This window comes from Streptomyces sp. NPDC030222 (genome assembly GCF_055573115.1).
The window spans coordinates 73,379-89,287 of record NZ_JBVICA010000004.1 but is presented as its reverse complement, the minus strand read 5'-3'; the positions used below and the strand labels follow the sequence as shown (position 1 = coordinate 89,287).

At 71.3% G+C, this 15,909-nt stretch carries 14 protein-coding genes; 8 read left to right on the top strand and 6 right to left on the bottom strand.

The window, feature by feature from the left end; translation table 11 throughout:
- Positions 1-392: 392 nt before the first annotated feature.
- From ACZ4Z5_RS07315 to ACZ4Z5_RS07305, 3 genes are all read left to right on the top strand, one after another.
- Positions 393-1,223 carry a hypothetical protein gene (locus tag ACZ4Z5_RS07315; RefSeq protein ID WP_468257958.1) on the top strand — a complete coding sequence of 277 codons (831 nt, stop codon included), beginning with the start codon at positions 393-395 and terminating at the stop codon, positions 1,221-1,223.
- Between the two features lie 453 nt (positions 1,224-1,676).
- On the top strand, positions 1,677-2,612 hold the full coding sequence (locus ACZ4Z5_RS07310) for a glutaminase (RefSeq protein ID WP_468257955.1): 936 nt from the start codon (positions 1,677-1,679) through the stop codon (positions 2,610-2,612).
- Between the two features lie 118 nt (positions 2,613-2,730).
- The gene (locus ACZ4Z5_RS07305) at positions 2,731-3,078 is read left to right on the top strand and encodes a PRC-barrel domain containing protein (protein WP_468257952.1); all 348 of its coding nucleotides are present in this window, start codon (positions 2,731-2,733) and stop codon (positions 3,076-3,078) included.
- 133 nt (positions 3,079-3,211) lie between these two features.
- Here ACZ4Z5_RS07305 and ACZ4Z5_RS07300 read toward each other — a convergent pair whose 3' ends face one another.
- Complete coding sequence (locus ACZ4Z5_RS07300; RefSeq protein ID WP_468257949.1) at positions 3,212-3,676, bottom strand: rho GDP-dissociation inhibitor; 465 nt, start codon at positions 3,674-3,676, stop codon at positions 3,212-3,214.
- Positions 3,677-3,879: 203 nt separating this feature from the next.
- On the opposite strand from ACZ4Z5_RS07300, the gene ACZ4Z5_RS07295 reads away from it, so the two are divergent.
- Positions 3,880-4,269, top strand: a complete 390-nt coding sequence (locus ACZ4Z5_RS07295) for an STAS domain-containing protein (protein ID WP_468257947.1) — start codon at positions 3,880-3,882, stop codon at positions 4,267-4,269.
- Positions 4,270-4,280: 11 nt separating this feature from the next.
- A complete protein-coding gene (locus tag ACZ4Z5_RS07290) occupies positions 4,281-4,742 on the top strand; it encodes an ATP-binding protein (protein WP_468257944.1) in 462 nt (153 codons plus the stop codon).
- A gap of 172 nt (positions 4,743-4,914) precedes the next feature.
- Here ACZ4Z5_RS07290 and ACZ4Z5_RS07285 read toward each other — a convergent pair whose 3' ends face one another.
- Positions 4,915-5,790 (bottom strand): SigB/SigF/SigG family RNA polymerase sigma factor, encoded by an 876-nt coding sequence (locus ACZ4Z5_RS07285; protein ID WP_468257942.1) that lies wholly within the window; start codon positions 5,788-5,790, stop codon positions 4,915-4,917.
- A gap of 215 nt (positions 5,791-6,005) precedes the next feature.
- Here ACZ4Z5_RS07285 and ACZ4Z5_RS07280 point away from each other — a divergent pair, with 215 nt between their 5' ends.
- Together ACZ4Z5_RS07280 and ACZ4Z5_RS07275 are read left to right on the top strand one after the other, a co-directional pair.
- Complete coding sequence (locus tag ACZ4Z5_RS07280) at positions 6,006-6,437, top strand: ATP-binding protein (protein ID WP_468257939.1); 432 nt, start codon at positions 6,006-6,008, stop codon at positions 6,435-6,437.
- A gap of 437 nt (positions 6,438-6,874) precedes the next feature.
- Positions 6,875-9,784 carry a HAMP domain-containing protein gene (locus ACZ4Z5_RS07275; RefSeq protein ID WP_468257936.1) on the top strand — a complete coding sequence of 970 codons (2,910 nt, stop codon included), beginning with the start codon at positions 6,875-6,877 and terminating at the stop codon, positions 9,782-9,784.
- A 100-nt stretch (positions 9,785-9,884) separates the two neighbouring features.
- On the opposite strand, the gene ACZ4Z5_RS07270 is transcribed toward ACZ4Z5_RS07275, so the two are convergent.
- Both ACZ4Z5_RS07270 and ACZ4Z5_RS07265 read right to left on the bottom strand, forming a co-directional pair.
- Positions 9,885-12,200 carry a SpoIIE family protein phosphatase gene (locus ACZ4Z5_RS07270; protein ID WP_468257934.1) on the bottom strand — a complete coding sequence of 772 codons (2,316 nt, stop codon included), beginning with the start codon at positions 12,198-12,200 and terminating at the stop codon, positions 9,885-9,887.
- Positions 12,201-12,964: 764 nt separating this feature from the next.
- A complete protein-coding gene (locus ACZ4Z5_RS07265; RefSeq protein WP_468257932.1) occupies positions 12,965-13,180 on the bottom strand; it encodes a DUF6381 family protein in 216 nt (71 codons plus the stop codon).
- Between the two features lie 196 nt (positions 13,181-13,376).
- Here ACZ4Z5_RS07265 and ACZ4Z5_RS07260 point away from each other — a divergent pair, with 196 nt between their 5' ends.
- Positions 13,377-15,104, top strand: a complete 1,728-nt coding sequence (locus tag ACZ4Z5_RS07260; protein WP_468257930.1) for an FAD-dependent oxidoreductase — start codon at positions 13,377-13,379, stop codon at positions 15,102-15,104.
- A 129-nt stretch (positions 15,105-15,233) separates the two neighbouring features.
- Here the strand turns inward: ACZ4Z5_RS07260 and ACZ4Z5_RS07255 are convergent, their stop codons facing one another.
- Positions 15,234-15,440: a DUF6381 family protein gene (locus ACZ4Z5_RS07255; protein ID WP_468257927.1), complete on the bottom strand. Its 207-nt coding sequence runs from the start codon at positions 15,438-15,440 to the stop codon at positions 15,234-15,236.
- A 31-nt stretch (positions 15,441-15,471) separates the two neighbouring features.
- On the bottom strand, positions 15,472-15,819 hold the full coding sequence (locus tag ACZ4Z5_RS07250; RefSeq protein ID WP_468257924.1) for a DUF6479 family protein: 348 nt from the start codon (positions 15,817-15,819) through the stop codon (positions 15,472-15,474).
- Between the last annotated feature and the right edge of the window lie 90 nt (positions 15,820-15,909).

Here is a 15,909-nt window from a genome sequence, read left to right as displayed (position 1 = left end):
TGGCGCGAACCCGACGCAGGGTCTCCGCTTCTCCCTGCCGCGCCACAGGTGTCCTGCCCAGCGGTTCCGCAGAGCTGTCGGGCCCCGGGACCGGATCATGACGTGGCTCGGGCTCCCGGGGGCGACCCGGTACGGCCGGGCCCAGGCCGCCCGGCGGCGCCGTGGGCAGAGCGCACGGCTGCCCGCCGCCGTTCCCGGGCGCGTGCAGCCGAGCCCCGGCGAATGGCCCGTAACCTGCGTACCGCGCCGTCCGCCGCACACACCCGAGGACGCATCCGATGGTCTTGTGCAGCATGCGCTCCGCCCCGCGCACGCCTGTGTCGCACGACCCCGCGCAAGGATGCAGACTGCACGCACCGACGTGTCCACATTCTCCACGCGGAGGGATCACGATGACCCGTGCCGGGACCGGTGGCACCGACGGCGACGGCGGAGGCAAGACGCGCTTCGAGGACATCTACGACCAGCCCGACCCCCGCGCGTACTTCCGCCGCCTCGCGCCGCTGTCGTACGAGATTCCCCACCACGCCCAGGCCGCCTTCCGTCGAGCCCTCGACGAGCGCCGGGCCGCGGGCGGCCCGGACCGGCCCTTCACCGTCCTCGACCTGTGCTGTTCCTACGGCATCAACGCCGCGCTGCTCAACCACCGACTGACCCTCGCCGACCTCTACGCGCACTACACCGGTCCCGAGGCGGCCGCACTCACCACAGCCCAGCTCGTCGAATGGGACAAAGGCTTCTACGCCTCCCGGCGCCGCTCAGACGCCGTACGGATCGCCGGCCTCGACATCGCCGCCAGCGCCGTCCACTACGCCCTTGCCGTGGGCCTGCTCGACGCCGCCCACACCGAGAACCTGGAGGAGGACCCGCCGGGACCGGCCCTGCGGCGCACCATGGCGGACGTCGGGCTCATCACCCTGACCGGCGGAGGCAGCTACATCACCCAGCGGACGTTCCAGGCGCTGCTCGACGTCGCCAGGCAACCCGTTCGGGTCAGCGCGTTCGTCCTGCGGACCGTTTCCTACGCGCCGGTCGTCCGCGCCCTCGCTGCGCACGGTCTCGCCACCCGCCAGGATCCCGCGGGACCGTATCCGCAGCGGCTGTTCTCCGACCCGGAGGAGGAGCGGCACGCGGTGGAGGCGGTGCAGCGGGCCGGCTGGGACCCCACCGGCCTGGAGACCGAAGGACGGTACTTCTCGACGCACTACGAATCCGCCCCGTGACGGATACCTGAGACCGGTCTCCCGGAAACCGGCGCCCGGAGGACGGCGACGTCCGGGTCGGCGGCATGGCCGTGGAGCTGACCGACCCGGACACCCTGGCCGGTTTCCAGGCGGAGGTGGGGCCCTGGAGCCCTTCCACCTGTCCGCGCCGGCGTGACGGAGGTGGTCCACACCCGGGTCGAGGATCCCGACCTCGTGGTCCGGTCACGGCGACCGGGCCGCCCGCCCCGCACGCTTCGCCGCGGGAACGACGCCGCACCCCGCGAGGACTGCTGAGACATGCTGAGGATACGGTTCCGTTTCGCGCCCCGGAGCAGCCCGAACGTGAGAGTTCCCGCTGCCTCCGAGGCGCACCCGACGGCACGCCCGGGCTTGCGCCGGGCAGCCCGCCGGTGCCCGATGGAGGTATGGAATCGGCGGGCCGTCCTCCCCGCCACGGCCAGGGAGAACGGCATGCCTGTGGCGCCCGATCACCACCAGCAGCTGCTGCGCGACGCGATGGAGGCCGCCCGGCCCGTGATCGGACGGGGGCAGGTCGCCGACTACATACCGGCACTGGCCGAGGCGGATCCGAAGGCCTTCGGGCTCGCCCTGGCCACCGTCGACGGCGCGATCCACGGCGTCGGGGACTGGGAACAGCCGTTCTCGATCCAGAGCGTCTCCAAACTGTTCACCCTCGCACTGGTCCTCGCCCACGGCGGGCCCGCCGGGGACGACATCTGGCAGCGGGTCGGCCGGGAACCGTCGGGCAACCCGTTCAACTCCCTCATCCAGCTGGAGTCCGAGCACGGCATTCCCCGCAATCCGTTCATCAACGCCGGCGCGGTCGTCGTCACCGACCGCCTGCTCACACTCACCGGCGACGCTTTCGGCACTGTGAGGGACTTCCTCCGGGCCGAATCGGGGAACCCCGTACTCGACGCCGACCAGCGGGTCGCGGCCTCGGAAGCGCTGCACGGCCACCGCAACGCCGCCCTGGCGCACTTCCTCGCCAGCTACGACAACCTGGAGAACCCCGTCGAGACGGTGCTCGGGCACTACTACGCCCACTGTTCGATCGCCGCCAGCTGCCGCGACCTCGCCCTCGCCGGGGGCTTCCTGGCCCGCCACGGACTGCGCACCGACGGCAGCAGGCTGTTCTCCCGCAGCGATGCCAAACGCGTCAACGCGGTGATGCTCACCTGCGGCATGTACGACGCCGCGGGCGAGTTCGCCTACCGCGTGGGACTGCCCGGCAAGAGCGGTGTGGGCGGTGGCATCCTCGCCGTGGTGCCCGGGCGCGGCGCGCTCTGCGCCTGGAGCCCCGCCCTCGACCCGGCGGGCAACTCGGTGGCCGCCGTCCAGGCGCTCGACGCGTTCACCACGATGACCGGCTGGTCCGTGTTCTGACGCCGGTCGGCCATGCCAACGGCCGGACGCCCAGGGGACTGAACGCCGTGGGCCCGGGGTAACCCTAGAACTCGGGAAAGCCGCATATCGGCCGAGGGTGGTACGAAAGGAGGTCGTCATGGCTGACACCGGGGACCACTCGGAGATCACCGGTCTCCCGGCGGGCACCACGCTCGTCGGCTACCGGGTCGAAGCGACCGACGGACACATCGGCAAGGTCGACAAGCACTCCGAGGACGTCGGACTGGCCTACATCGTGGTGGAAACCGGCCCGTGGATCCTCGGCCGGCGCATCCTGCTGCCGGCAGGAGTGATCTCCCGGGTCGACACCGACAACCGGACGGTCTACGTGGACCTGACGAAGCACAAGATCAAGGAATCGCCCGATTTCGAGAGCGGGCAGCTCGACGGGGACATCGCGACCATCCGCGTCCTCGAGCAGTACTACACGAAAGGCCACATGTGACCACGGCGCGAGGCGGCCGGTGCCACGCCGCCCCGTACAGGTGAACGCGGTGCTGTCCGTTGCCCCGGAGGGTTTTTCCGGTGCCTGGCCCGGAGTGGGGCTGCGGTTCCGTGCCACGGCACGGAAGGCGCGCTCAGGCCCAGTCCTTGGCGACCTCGAACACGTGGCTCTCCCGGGCGAGCAGTCTCTCGTCGGCGTCCACGAACGTTCCGGTGACGTGGTAGGAACCGCGGATGTTGTGCCCCATGGGCAGCTGCTCCAGCGGCAGGCACACCTCGTAGGGGCCGCCGTGCCGGTAGCTGCCGAGCATCACCTCGTTACGGGTGACCGGCACCCCCTCATGCCGCCGGACGTCGACGTACTTCAGGTGCTCGATGCCCGCCGATCCCACCTGGAAGACGACCGTGGCGCGGATCTCCGCGCCCTCCTTCAAGGGGAACGGGCAAGAGTACGGGGCCGCTGTGAGGTCGTCGGAGACCGGTAGCACGATGTCCAGATCGTCTCTGCCCTCCACGTGGAGGGTGATGCCCAGCAGCTCGAACGGGCAGGTTCCGTCCGGAGCGCGCTCCGGTCTTTCTGAATGTTCAAGTGGAATCATTGGGCAGGCCAACTTTCACCGCGGTCGGCGTGGGCACACGACCACCTCACGGGTGCATACGCGCCTCTTCCGAGCATAGTCGCGCCCGCGCGGACGGCCAGGCGGGAACGCGCCGGTCGCTCTGCACGAGTGGCCTCTCCCATGGAGAGGGGCGATAGTCGGAGCAATTCCGATGTTCGCGGGAAAACCGGGAGAGGCGCTGCATGAGGCCTGGAGAATCCGGGAAGCCGGAGCATGAGACCGCAGGATTCGGGCGTTTCGCGGTCCAGGCGCGGCAGATGTCCGGGACGGTGGTCCTGGCGCTCGGCGGCGAACTCGACCACGACACGGCCGAGGCGCTACGTGACGCGCTGACCGGAGGCCTCGAAACCGCCGCGGAGCGTGTCGTCGTCGACTGCACCGATCTGCAGTTCTGTGACTCCACCGGGCTCAACACCCTGTTGAAGGCCCGTCTCGCGGCGAAGGAAGCGGGTGTCGCGATCGAACTCGCCGGGTTGCGGCCGCAGGTGGCGCGGATGTTCGCCATCACCGGAGCCGATTCGGTGTTCCGTATCCACGCGACCCGGGACGAGGCGCTCGCGGACCAGAAGTAGCGGAGGCCGCCATGAGTGAGGGTCCCGGGCCGCAGGGCCAGACAAGGCGCCTCCTGCTGTTCGGCACCAAGGGGGTCGTGGGGCGCTGCCGTGACTTCAGCCGCCAGGCGCTGCTCGACTGGCACTGGCTGCCCGCGGAGACCGACGAACAGGAGGCAGTGGCCGAGGACGTCCTCCTCCTCGTCTCGGAGCTGGTCACCAATGCCTGTCTGCACGCCGACGGGCCCGAGGAACTCGTACTGCACTGCACCGACGAACGTCTGCGGGTCGAGGTCACCGACGGCAACCCGGACCCGCCGCGCCCCCGTCCGCCCAGCAGGGCCTCCCAGCAGGGCGGCCACGGACTCGTCGTCGTCGGAAGGCTCGCCCGGCGCTGGGGTACGAGTCCGCGTGGTGCTGTCGGCAAGGCCGTATGGGTCGAGGTCGAGGTTCCCTCGTTGCCGTGCCACCGCGCCTCCCCGCAGTACCCCTGAACGCGCTGCCCAGTACCCCTGAATCCAGGATCTGCGGCGCCCCTCAATCCGCAGCGCCGAGGCCGGAACGCCGACGGGAAGCCGGCGCCGACAGGAGTGGGAGGGCCTCCGGAGCGGCGGCGACGGATCGTTGAGTCCGTGGCGACGGACCGTCCCGTCCGTGACGGATCGTTCAGTCCCTGGGGTCGTCCACCAGACCGGCCCGCAGTGTTGCCATGGTGCGGGCGAGCAGCCGGGACACATGCATCTGGGAGACTCCCAGTCGCTCCCCGATCTCCGACTGGGTCAGCTCCTCGCCGAAACGCATCCGCAGGATGGCGCGGTCCCGCTCCGGCAGGGCGGCGATCAGGGGCTTGAGGGACTCGACCGATTCCACGATGTCGAGGGCGCGGTCCTCCCGGCCCAGACGGCGGGCCATCGGACTGAGGTCGTCCTCGTCCTGCATCGGTGTGTCCAGTGAGCGGGCCACATAGCCGTTCGCCGCGCGGCGGCCCTCCGCCGCCTCTGCCGGGCTGATGCCGAGGGTCTCGGCCAGCTCGGCGGTCGTGGGGGCCCGTCCCAGGCGCTGCTCCAGGGAGTCGAACGCCTTTGCAAGGTCGAGCCGGAGTTCCTGCAGTCGGCGCGGCACGCGCACGGCCCAGCTGGTGTCACGGAAGAAACGCTTGATCTCGCCGTGGATGGTGGGGAGCGCGAAGGAGGCGAACTCGGCTCCGTGGTCGGGGTCGTACCGGTTGATGGCCTTGATCAGGCCGATCGTGCCGACCTGGACGATGTCCTCCATCGGCTCGCTGCGCCCCCGGTACTGGGCGGCGGCGTATTTGACGAGGCTCAGGTTGAGCTCGACCAGGGTGTTGCGTACGTACGAGTACTCGGGGCTGCCTTCCTCCACCGCTCGGAGCCGCTCGAAGAGGGTGTCGGACAGCGCCCGCGCGTCCATCTTGCCGATCGTTCTGGGGTCGGGGACCTCCGGGAGGCCTCCGGGGACGGCGGGCCGTGCTCGTCGTGCGACGGATTCGTCGAGGTGGACTGGGCTGGCGGCGCTGGACATCGGATTCCTTCGACGGGGGAAGGGGAGCGGGCCGACGCCGCGTCGCAGCACAGGCCGTCGTGCGAACTCCCTTTCACTGGCCTACCCCGTCCCCGCTGCTTGATGCCTGAAATGTTCCTTTGGTGAATCTTGTGGGCCTGTGTGATATGCGCGGTCACGGGAAGGCGCGGGGATGAGAGCCGCGGATCAGTCCGACCTGACCAAGAGGAGGCGACATGCCGGCCGGCCTCCCCGCCTTCGGGGCCTCCACGTCATGCACCCGGCGATTCGCCCTGTCACCGGAGCCGGGAGCCGTGGCCGCCTGTCGTCGGCACGCACGCGACGTCCTCCGCGAATGGCTGGGAGCCTCGGTGAAGACCCACAGCGTCGTGGTCGAGGACGTCGTACTGCTGGTCTCGGAGCTCGCCACCAACGCCTGCCACTACGGCTCCGGCCCCTGCGAGCTGAGCCTGGGCCGGGCGCCGGGCAGGCTGTGGGTCCAGGTCAGCGACCACAGCCCCGTACCGCCGCGGACGCGCGGTCACCACCGGGCCGCGAAGCCCTCGGGTCATGGCCTGTATCTGGTCGAACGGATCGCCGTGCGCTGGGGCTCGGTGACCCACGGCACGGGTAAGACGGTGTGGTGCGAGATCGCCCTTCCGGTCTGAGACCCGGCCCTGGCCGGCGGCTGCCCGGGGCGCGAGGCCGGCTCTCGGCATGAGGCTGCTCATCGGGTACGGATCTGCACGGCAGCCCGCCCCGCTCCACCGCCCGCACGGCCCGGCGTGTGCCGGAGCATCGTCCGTGTCCGCCCGCCCGCCGCCCTCCGTATGCCGTCCGCGCGCCGCCCCCGCAGGCCGAACCCCCGTCCCCGTACGCGTGCCGAACCCCCGGCCGGTCCGAATGTCAGCCGCAGAACCGCGTGGGACAGTGGAGGAGCAGCAGCCGGGTGTTCCGCCCCCCGGCGATCCCGGTTGCCCGCGGCCCGCTGCAGCGGGGCTCGCACCGCAGCGGGACTCGCGCAGGACACGACCGCGCAGGTCGCCCGCAGCGCGGGAACCCCCGCCCCCACCCCGTCCGCAGGCACCACAGCTCGAGGTCAGCGATGGACACACCGACCCCCGGCGACCCACAGGCCCCCAGGCCTCCGGCCGTGCTGAGCGAGGAGGAACTGAGGCGGCTGCTGGCCGGACTGATCGCGGTGCGCGACGGGGACTTCTCGACCCGCCTCCCCGGCGACACCGAAGGCCTCATGGGCGAGATCGCCTCGATCTACAACGGCATGGTGGACCAGCTCGCGCTGGTCACCTCCGAGGTCACCAGGGTCGCCACCGAAGTCGGTGGTCAGGGCCTGCTGGGCGGTCACGCCCGGGTGCCGCGCCTCAGCGGTGTGTGGAAGGAACTCGCCGTCGGCGTCAACACGATGGCCGACAACCTCACCTCCCAGGTGCGTTCCATCGCCCAGGTCGCGACGGCGGTCGCCCGGGGTGACCTCACCCAGATGATCCGCGTCGACGCGCGCGGCGAGATCCTGGAGCTCAAGGAGACCATCAACACCATGGTGGAGCGGCTCTCCTCCTTCGCCGAGGAGGTGACCCGGGTCGCCCGCGAGGTCGGCACGGAGGGCAACCTCGGTGGCCAGGCCACCGTGCGTGGTGTCTCCGGCACCTGGAAGGACCTCACCGACAACGTCAACTCGATGGCCAACAACCTGACCAACCAGGTGCGCAACATCGCCCAGGTGACCACGGCCGTCGCCCGCGGCGACCTCACCCGGAAGATAGACGTAGACGCGCGCGGCGAGATCCTGGAGCTCAAGACCACCATCAACACCATGGTCGAGCAGCTCTCCTCGTTCGCGGCCGAGGTGACCCGCGTCGCCCGTGAGGTCGGCAAGGAGGGCCGGCTGGGAGGCCAGGCCGAGGTCGAAGGAGTCTCGGGCACCTGGAAGCGCCTGACCGAGAACGTCAACGAACTCGCCGGGAACCTCACCCGGCAGGTCCGGGCCATCGCCGAGGTGACGAGCGCGGTGGCACAGGGCGACCTCACCCGGTCCATCGCCGTCGAGGCCCCCGGCGAGGTCGGTGAGCTCAGGGACAACATCAATGCCATGGTCGAGTCGCTGCGCCGCACCACCCGCGCCAACGAGGAGCAGGACTGGCTCAAGACCAACCTGGCGCGCATCTCCGGGCTCATGCAGGGCACCCGGGACGCCATCGCCGTCGCCGAACTGATCATGAACGAGGTGCCGCCGCTGGTCTCCGCGCAGTACGGCGCGTTCTATCTGACCGAGGAGACCCCGGACGGCACCGAGCTCGTCATGATCAGCTCCTACGGAGCACCCGACGGAAACCCCCGCCGCTTCCGGCTCGGCCAGTCACTCGTGGGCCAGACCGCGGTCAGCAGGCGCACCATCATGGTGGAGCAGCTGCCGCCTGGCTACGCGACCATATCCACGGGGGTCGGCTCGGCCGACCCCACCGCCCTGATCGTGCTTCCCATCCTCGTCGAGGACCAGACCCTCGGAGCCATCGAACTGGCCTCGTTGCACCCGTTCACCCGCATCCACCGCGACTTCCTCGACCAGTTCATCGAGACGGTCGGGGTCAACGTCAATTCGCTGATAGCCAATGCCCGTACCGATGTCCTCCTCGACCGGTCCCAGCGGCTCACGGCCGAACTGAGCGCCCGCCAGGAGGAACTGCAGCGCTCCAACGCGGAACTCGAGGAGAAGGCGGCACTCCTCGCGGACCGCAACCGGGACATCGAACGCAAGAACCTGGAGATCGAGCAGGCCCGCCAGGAGCTCGAGGCCCGGGCACAGCAGCTCTCCCGCACCTCCATGTACAAGTCGGAGTTCCTGGCCAACATGAGCCACGAGCTCCGTACGCCCCTCAACAGCCTGCTGATCCTGGCCCAGTTGCTCGCCCAGAACCCCGAGGGCAACCTGACCGACAAGCAGGTCGACTACGCCGAAGTGATCCACTCCGCCGGATCCGACCTGCTCCAGCTGATCAACGACATCCTCGACCTGTCCAAGGTCGAGGCGGGGAAGATGGACATCCGCCCGGAGACCTTCCGGCTGCGGCAGCTGCTGGAGTACGTGGAGGCCACCTTCCGGCCCGTGGCGGAGGAGCGCGACCTGCAGTTCACGGTGGTCACCGGGGATGGTGTCCCCGAGGAACTCACCACGGACGAGGCACGGTTGCGCCAGGTGCTCCGCAACCTCCTGTCCAATGCGCTGAAGTTCACCGAGCACGGCCGGGTCGAACTCCGTGTGGACCATCCCTCCGATCTCGAACTGCCGCAGTCCCTGCGCGACGCTGCTCCCGTGATCGCCTTCCGGGTCGGCGACACGGGCATCGGCATCGCCAAGGAGCACCTCGACACCATCTTCGCCGCCTTCCACCAGGGTGAGGGCAGCACGGCCCGCCGCTACGGAGGCACCGGCCTCGGACTGTCCATCAGCCGCGAGGTGGCCCAACTGCTCGGCGGCGCCATCATCGCCGACAGCACCCCGGGCGAGGGCAGCACCTTCACCCTCTACCTGCCGGTCGGCGGGGCGCCACGGGGCGGCGGCACCTCCGTCGACGACGAACGGTTGCCGGGCGGCGCCACCCGTCACGACGGCGTCGACGGCCGTCCGGGCCGCGTGGTCCTGATCATCGACGACGACACCCGCAACGTCTACGCGCTCACCGAGATCCTCGAAGGGGAGGGGATGCGCGTCCTGCACGCCGACAACGGGCAGGACGGCATCGACGTGCTCAGGGCGCACCCCGAGGTGTCCATGATCCTCATGGACGTGATGATGGCCGGCATGGACGGCTACGAAGCCACCGCGGCCATCCGGAGCATGCCGCGCTACGACCATGTGCCAATCATCGCCGTGACCGCCAAGGCGATGCCCGGAGACCGTGCGAAGGCCCTCCGGGCCGGTGCCAACGACTACGTCACCAAACCCGTCGACGCACTGGACCTGCTCGCCCGGATCGACAGCTGGCCGGCCCCCTGAGCGGTCGTGTCGCCGCAGAACCGCAGGGACCGGTGCGTCCGCCGACGGGCCACTCGTGCTGCCGGCCCCGTATCCGCAACATATCGCGCGGGCCGGACCGTCAGCAGACGCGGACGACCACCAGGCTCGTGTCGTCGTCCGTGTCCCCCGTCACCGACCCCAGGAGCCGGTCCGCCTGTTCGTCGACCTCCGCCCCGCCGAGCCGTTCCACCGCCCGCAGCAGGATCGTGAGACTTTCGTCGATCCCCGTGTACCGCCGCTCGACCAGGCCGTCCGTGTACATCATGAGGGTGTCGCCCGGCTCCAGCGGCGTCACCGTGTCGTCGTACCCGGCCTCGGGAGCCGCGCCGAGCAGCATGTTCCGAGGCGGATCCAGCAGCCTCGCCCCGCCCTCGCGGAGCAGCAGCAGCGGCAGGTGCCCGGCGCTCGACCACTCCAGGGAGCGCGTTCCCGGGTCGTAGAGCGCGCACACCGCCGTCGCGGTGGGATGTCCCGGTGCGTGCAGGGTGACCTCGTTCAACCAGGTCATCAGTCTGCCGGGGGAGTGGCCGGTGTACGCCAGTCCGCGCAGGGCGTTGCGCAGCGCCACCATGCTGGTCGCGGCGTCGATGCCGTGCCCGGCGATGTCCCCCACCGCCATCAGGACCCGGCCGCCGGGCAGCGGCAGCACGTCGTACCAGTCGCCGCCCACACGGTACTCCTCGGCAGCGGGCCGGTACCGGGCCGCCACCTGCAGGCCGGGCAGCTTCTCCAGTGCGGGGACCTCGGGCACGATCGCCTTCTGCAGCTGGAGGACCAGGCCGTGCCGCACGGCTGCCTTCTCCTGGACGGTGGTCAACTGGTCGAACGTCGCGTGCAGGGCCACCTCGGTGTGGTGCTGGGCGGAGACGTCCTGGAAGACACCGGTGACACCGGTCAGCACCCCACCCGTCTGCAGGGGCTCCGCCGCGATCCGGACATGGCGCAGACCGCCGTCGTCCCGGACCACCCGCACCACCGTCTGGGCACCCTCCAGCCGCTCGGTGACGGTCGTCAGCAGACGGGCCAGAGCGCCGGTGTCCTCGGAGTGCAGTCTCGGTCCCAGCAGCCGCAGCGGCACCGGGCGCGATCCGGCGGGAAGGCCGAGGACGCGGAACGCCTGGTCGCTCCACTGCGACTCGCCGGTGGTCAGATCGTCCTCGAACGACGCCAGTCCTTCCATCCGGCCCAGGGCCCGCATCGTCGCCAGGGCCGGGTCGGTGCTGGTGTGCCACAGCACCACCGTGCGGCCCGTGGGCCCCAGCGGCAGGACCCTGACGTCCAGCAGCGGGTCGCGCGCACCGGCAGTCCCGGGGCGGGGCAGCATCCCGGCGCTGCGCTGCGGCGCCGCGTCCGCCCGCGCCCGCCGCACCATGTCCAGGAGATCCCCGTACAGCGAGGGGAACACCTCGGCCAGCGGCCGGCCGACCGGGCGCAGCACTCCACGGAAGTGGTCCATGGCCGGCCCGTTCAGGTGCTCGACGTGCGGTCCGGCACCTTCCTCGTCGACGGTGAGGGTCATCGCCGGGTCGACCAGCAGGTCCAGCAGGGCCGCGACGACGTCCGGCGCAGGCTCGTCGGTGCCGCCCAGGTCGAGGATGCGCGCCGCGGGCTCGGCCAGACCCAGCAGCGCACGGCGCGTCCGATCGTCGAACTCCACCGGTCCCGGCCACGCCGCGAGTGCCAGGCCGCACACCCGGCCGTGCCGGCGCAGGGGCAGCAGGGCGCGCCCCGAGTCGCGCGCCGGGCCCGGCAGCCGTTCTCCGGGCTCCGGTCCGTCGGTGAGCCAGTGGGGGAGACCGCCGGTCACGGCGCGGTGCAGGGTGCCGCCCGTCTCGGGAGGCACCCACCGCCAGTGGGAAGCCTCCAGCGTGTTCACTCCCGCGTGCCCGGCCAGCTCCAGGCAGCCCGTCGCGCTGCACCGCCACAGCCAGAGTGCTTCCGCCCCGAGCGGGCGCAGCCCACCGTCCAGCAGCGACCGGGCGACTTCGCCGAGCGTGTCGGCGGTCTCCGCCTCTGCGGTCGCCCGGCGCGCCCGCCTTGCGTCCTGGGCGTGAGCGCCGTCCGCTCCGCCGGTGAGGGCCGGTTCGGCGATCACCGTCCCGGAGGCGGCGTTCACGATGTCGGCCGCAAGGTCCTCGGCGGGCAGCCCCGTGGATTCGGCGAGCCGTCCGAGATGGGCGAGTGCCTCGGGCGGTGTGACCGCCAGCTGGGCGGACAGGATCCCGCAGGCCAGATCCAGCAGATGGCGGCGTCCCCGGTCGGTGCGGAGCGCCGCGACCTCGTCCATGAGGTCCTCGACCGCCCGGGACAGCTCCTGCTCACCGCGGGACGGGTTCCTGCCGTCGTGGGAGAACGCCCCGTCCTCCCACGGGGGTCCCTCGTCGGACTGGCTCATGACGGCTCCGTTCGAGGAGGCCATGGGACTGGGATCGGGATCGACGGGTGGGGATGAAACGGAGTCTACTAGGGCGTTCCGGGCGTGTCGGTCCGGGGTAACCGGAGGGTAGGAGCCACCGGAATCTTCCGGAGGGCAGTAGAGGAAGGTTGAGCCATGTCCGTCCCCGTCCCGCCGGACCCGGACGTGTCACCCGTCCCCAGGCCGGGCCCGGTGCCCGACGATCCGGCCCCAGAACCTCGCCCGGGGCCGCGCCCGGACCCGCATCCGGATCCCGGCCCCGAGCCTCGTCCCCGCCCCGGACCCCCGCGTCCACCGGACGCGGCGGTGCCCCGCTGAATCACTGATCCGGCTGACGAGACGCGACGGCCCGCTGAGGTCGCCCGCCTGCGACGCCGCGGCCGGCGGGGTGCTCTGTCCACCCGGGTGCGGCTGTCGGGGCTGTGCGGCGCTCCTGGTGTCGTGAATGCTCACGCGGAGCGGTTTGCCGTCGGGACGGGGCCCGGCGGCGGAAGGGCGCACGCCGTGGTGAGGCACACGCGCTGTCGGTTTGGTGCACGCCGTTGGCAAGGCGCACGCCGTCGGTCCGCGGGTTGCGCGTACCGCACCCGGAAAAGCCGGCGTCATCGCACCATCGGACCCGGAGCAGACCGTGTCACCCGACTGGGAACGGCGGACGTCATCGACCGGAAAAGGCCGGCGTCACCCGGCTTCCGGACCTCCGGAAGCCGGGTGACGCCTGTGTGCCTTCGCCGGCGCGGGCCTCAGGCGCCGCGCGTCGGGCCGGAGCCGCCGGACGGACCCCTGCCCGAGGCGCCACCGGGGCGTGCCCTGTCGTAGAGGCGCCGCAGTTCCTCCGCCTTGCGACGCAGTCGGGCGCGGTGCTCGGGGTCCTTCGAGCGCTCGGCGCTGCGGGTGAGCTGTTCGGCCATTTCGCGGATCTGCTCCGTGGTCCTGGCCGGCCGGTCCATGCTCGTCATGCCCGCTCCTTTGCTGTGGTGCCCCCGGGTTTCTGTCAGGCAAGCACGACGGTGTCACACGCGCATCACCTGCGGTGACGGTGTGTGATATTTCTGGCCAAAGGGGTGTGGTTCATTCGGGTGAGCAGGCCGTCCCGCCCTGACGGCCCAGCCGCGGCGGCCGTTACGCGGCCGCGCTGCGGGGAACCCGTGGTTCATGGCAGTGCAGCGCACCATCGTTCCCCGGCCGTACTGGATGGACGAGACCCCCGGCGACGGCAGTCCGCCACCGGACGGCGACGTCACGGCCGACGTCGCGGTCGTCGGCGGCGGAATCGCGGGCCTGTGCGCGGCCTTCGAACTCGTCCGCGCGGGACGCGATGTGGTGCTCCTCGAAGCGGGCCGCATCGCCTCCGCGGTCAGCGGCCGGACCACCGCCAAACTGACCTCCCTGCACGGGCTGCACTACGCGCGCCACCGCCGGGAGCACGGCGCGTCCAGCGCGGAGCGGTACGCCGGCTCCCAGCAGGACGCGCTGGCCCATGTTGCCACGCTGTGCGTCGAGTTCGGCATCGACGCCGACCTCGAGCGGGTCCCCGCGTACACCTACTGCCTGACGCCGGAGCGGGTTCCCGAGATCGAGGAGGAGGCGGACGCGGCACGCGAGGCCGGGCTCGCGGCCTCCCTGGTCACGGAGACGGACCTGCCGTTCGCCGTCGAGGCCGCGGTGCGGGTCGAGGACCAGCTGCAATTCCACCCGCGCAAGTTCCTGCTGGGTCTCGCCGACGCGTACCGGGCGCGAGGCGGCCGTCTCCACGAAGGGACCCGAGCCACCGGCCTGCACGACGGAGCCACGTGCCGGCTGACCACCGCGACCGGGGCGACCGTACGCGCCCGGGACGTCGTCGTCGCCACCCACTGGCCCGTCTTCGACCACACCACGCTCATCACCCGGCTGTCCCCGCGCCGCGACCTGGTCCTCGCCGCCCCCGTCCACGCCGATGCGGCACCGGACGGCATGTACTACACCCCCGAGGACGACGTGCGGTCCCTGCGCACCGCCCCTTACGCGTCCGACGCGCGCCTGCTGATCGTCACCGGGGAGTCGTACCCGCCGGGGGCCGGTGACGTCGCGGAGCGCTACCGGCGGCTCGACGCCTGGGCCCGCGACAGCCTTCCGGGGTTCGCCGAAGCGGACACGGTGTTCCGCTGGTCCGCGCAGGACATCGACTCCAGCGACGGTGTCCCGTTCGTGGGCCATATCGATCCCGGAACCCAGCACGTCTACGTCGCCACCGGCTTCGGCGGCTGGGGCATGAGCAACGGCGTGATGGCGGGCCGCCTCCTGGCCGCCCTCGTCACCGGTGGCCACCGTCCCGAGTGGAGCGAACTGTACGACCCCAGACGCCTGCCCGCACTGCGCGAGACCGCCGGGCTCCTCAAGGACCAGGCAGGTGTCGCGGGCCACTTCGTCGGGGACCGGCTGCATCTGCCCCACCTGCAGGACCCCTCCGAGGTACCGCCGGGCGGCGCAGCGGTCGTCCGGATCGGCGGCAGGCCCCACGCCGTCCACCGGGACGCGTCGGGCGCCGTGTCCGCTCTCTCCGCCCGCTGCACCCACCTGGGCTGTCTGGTCGCCTTCGACGACGTCGAACGCGTCTGGGAATGCCCGTGCCACGGGTCCCGCTTCGCCCTTGACGGCAGTGTGCTCCAGGGCCCGGCGATCCGGCCCCTGGAGCAGTTCGGCACATCCGGCGATGCCGCCGGCCCCGCAGACCCGGACGGTCCCGGTCCCGGTCCTGGCTCCGATGGATCGGTTCCCGGCCCCGGCGACCCCGGTCCTGGTTCCGGCCCCGGCTCCGGCGGTTCCGGCCCCGACACCCCCACCCGGCCGACCGGGCCGCGCACCGGCCGCACGAGCCCGTGCAGACCCGAGGAGCGGTGACCGTCGGGTGCGTGCGGTGCCGCCACAGGACGGGAGACATGCAGCGCCCTGGCCGGGTGCCGCACGCCTCCCGTCTCCCACCTCATGCCGGAGTCCTACTGGGGTACCCCTCACCTCATGCCGGAGTTCCTACTGCGGGTACTCCTCACGCAGGTCGCCCCCGACCGGCTCCGGCGCCTCACGCAGCGCCTTCTCGCTCCGGTCCCTCAGCTGCTCCGCCTCGTACCGCAGCCGGTCGCTCTCCTGCGGATCGGTCGACTGCCGGGCCCGGCGCAGCAGACGCTCGGCCCTGTCACGCATTTCCTCGGCGCGGATCCGGGCATCCTGCTCGGTCATCGTCCCTCCCGTCCCGCTGTCATCTGCCTGCTCAGTCGTCCCAGGTCTTGGGCTGTTTGTGCCGCGCCCGCCGGGTTCCGGAGTTGCCGAAGTCCCGGTGGTCGTGGGGGAGGACGCGGTGGTCGAAATCGTGCTGGGGAACCTCGTGGGGCTCCCGGTACTCACTGATCTCCCGGACCGGTCCCGACTTCGGGATGTGGGGCTGGGTCTCCGGGGGTGGCGGCCCAGGTTCTCGGTCACGTACCCGCATGCCCCACCAGAAGGCCGCGAGGAGGGCCCCCGCGATCGCGATGCCCACCACGAAGAACCACGCGATGTTCGCCAGCACACTGCTGACCGCGAGGTCGGGGGTCAGGGCGCTCATGCCAGTGGTCTCCATATCGCACGCATACCCGTTAAATGGCGAAATGACGCGTGAAATGTGCTCTTGCGGGAACACGCTGTGGGTGTGCCCACGGGAATCCCCGAA

Coding starts and splice junctions, on each gene's coding strand:
- ACZ4Z5_RS07315 (WP_468257958.1), top strand. CDS start 393: ATGACCCGTGCCGGGACCGGTGGCACCGACGGCGACGGCGGAGGCAAG.
- ACZ4Z5_RS07310 (WP_468257955.1), top strand. CDS start 1,677: ATGCCTGTGGCGCCCGATCACCACCAGCAGCTGCTGCGCGACGCGATG.
- ACZ4Z5_RS07305 (WP_468257952.1), top strand. CDS start 2,731: ATGGCTGACACCGGGGACCACTCGGAGATCACCGGTCTCCCGGCGGGC.
- ACZ4Z5_RS07300 (WP_468257949.1), bottom strand. CDS start 3,676: ATGATTCCACTTGAACATTCAGAAAGACCGGAGCGCGCTCCGGACGGA.
- ACZ4Z5_RS07295 (WP_468257947.1), top strand. CDS start 3,880: ATGAGGCCTGGAGAATCCGGGAAGCCGGAGCATGAGACCGCAGGATTC.
- ACZ4Z5_RS07290 (WP_468257944.1), top strand. CDS start 4,281: ATGAGTGAGGGTCCCGGGCCGCAGGGCCAGACAAGGCGCCTCCTGCTG.
- ACZ4Z5_RS07285 (WP_468257942.1), bottom strand. CDS start 5,790: ATGTCCAGCGCCGCCAGCCCAGTCCACCTCGACGAATCCGTCGCACGA.
- ACZ4Z5_RS07280 (WP_468257939.1), top strand. CDS start 6,006: ATGCCGGCCGGCCTCCCCGCCTTCGGGGCCTCCACGTCATGCACCCGG.
- ACZ4Z5_RS07275 (WP_468257936.1), top strand. CDS start 6,875: ATGGACACACCGACCCCCGGCGACCCACAGGCCCCCAGGCCTCCGGCC.
- ACZ4Z5_RS07270 (WP_468257934.1), bottom strand. CDS start 12,200: ATGAGCCAGTCCGACGAGGGACCCCCGTGGGAGGACGGGGCGTTCTCC.
- ACZ4Z5_RS07265 (WP_468257932.1), bottom strand. CDS start 13,180: ATGACGAGCATGGACCGGCCGGCCAGGACCACGGAGCAGATCCGCGAA.
- ACZ4Z5_RS07260 (WP_468257930.1), top strand. CDS start 13,377: ATGGCAGTGCAGCGCACCATCGTTCCCCGGCCGTACTGGATGGACGAG.
- ACZ4Z5_RS07255 (WP_468257927.1), bottom strand. CDS start 15,440: ATGACCGAGCAGGATGCCCGGATCCGCGCCGAGGAAATGCGTGACAGG.
- ACZ4Z5_RS07250 (WP_468257924.1), bottom strand. CDS start 15,819: ATGGAGACCACTGGCATGAGCGCCCTGACCCCCGACCTCGCGGTCAGC.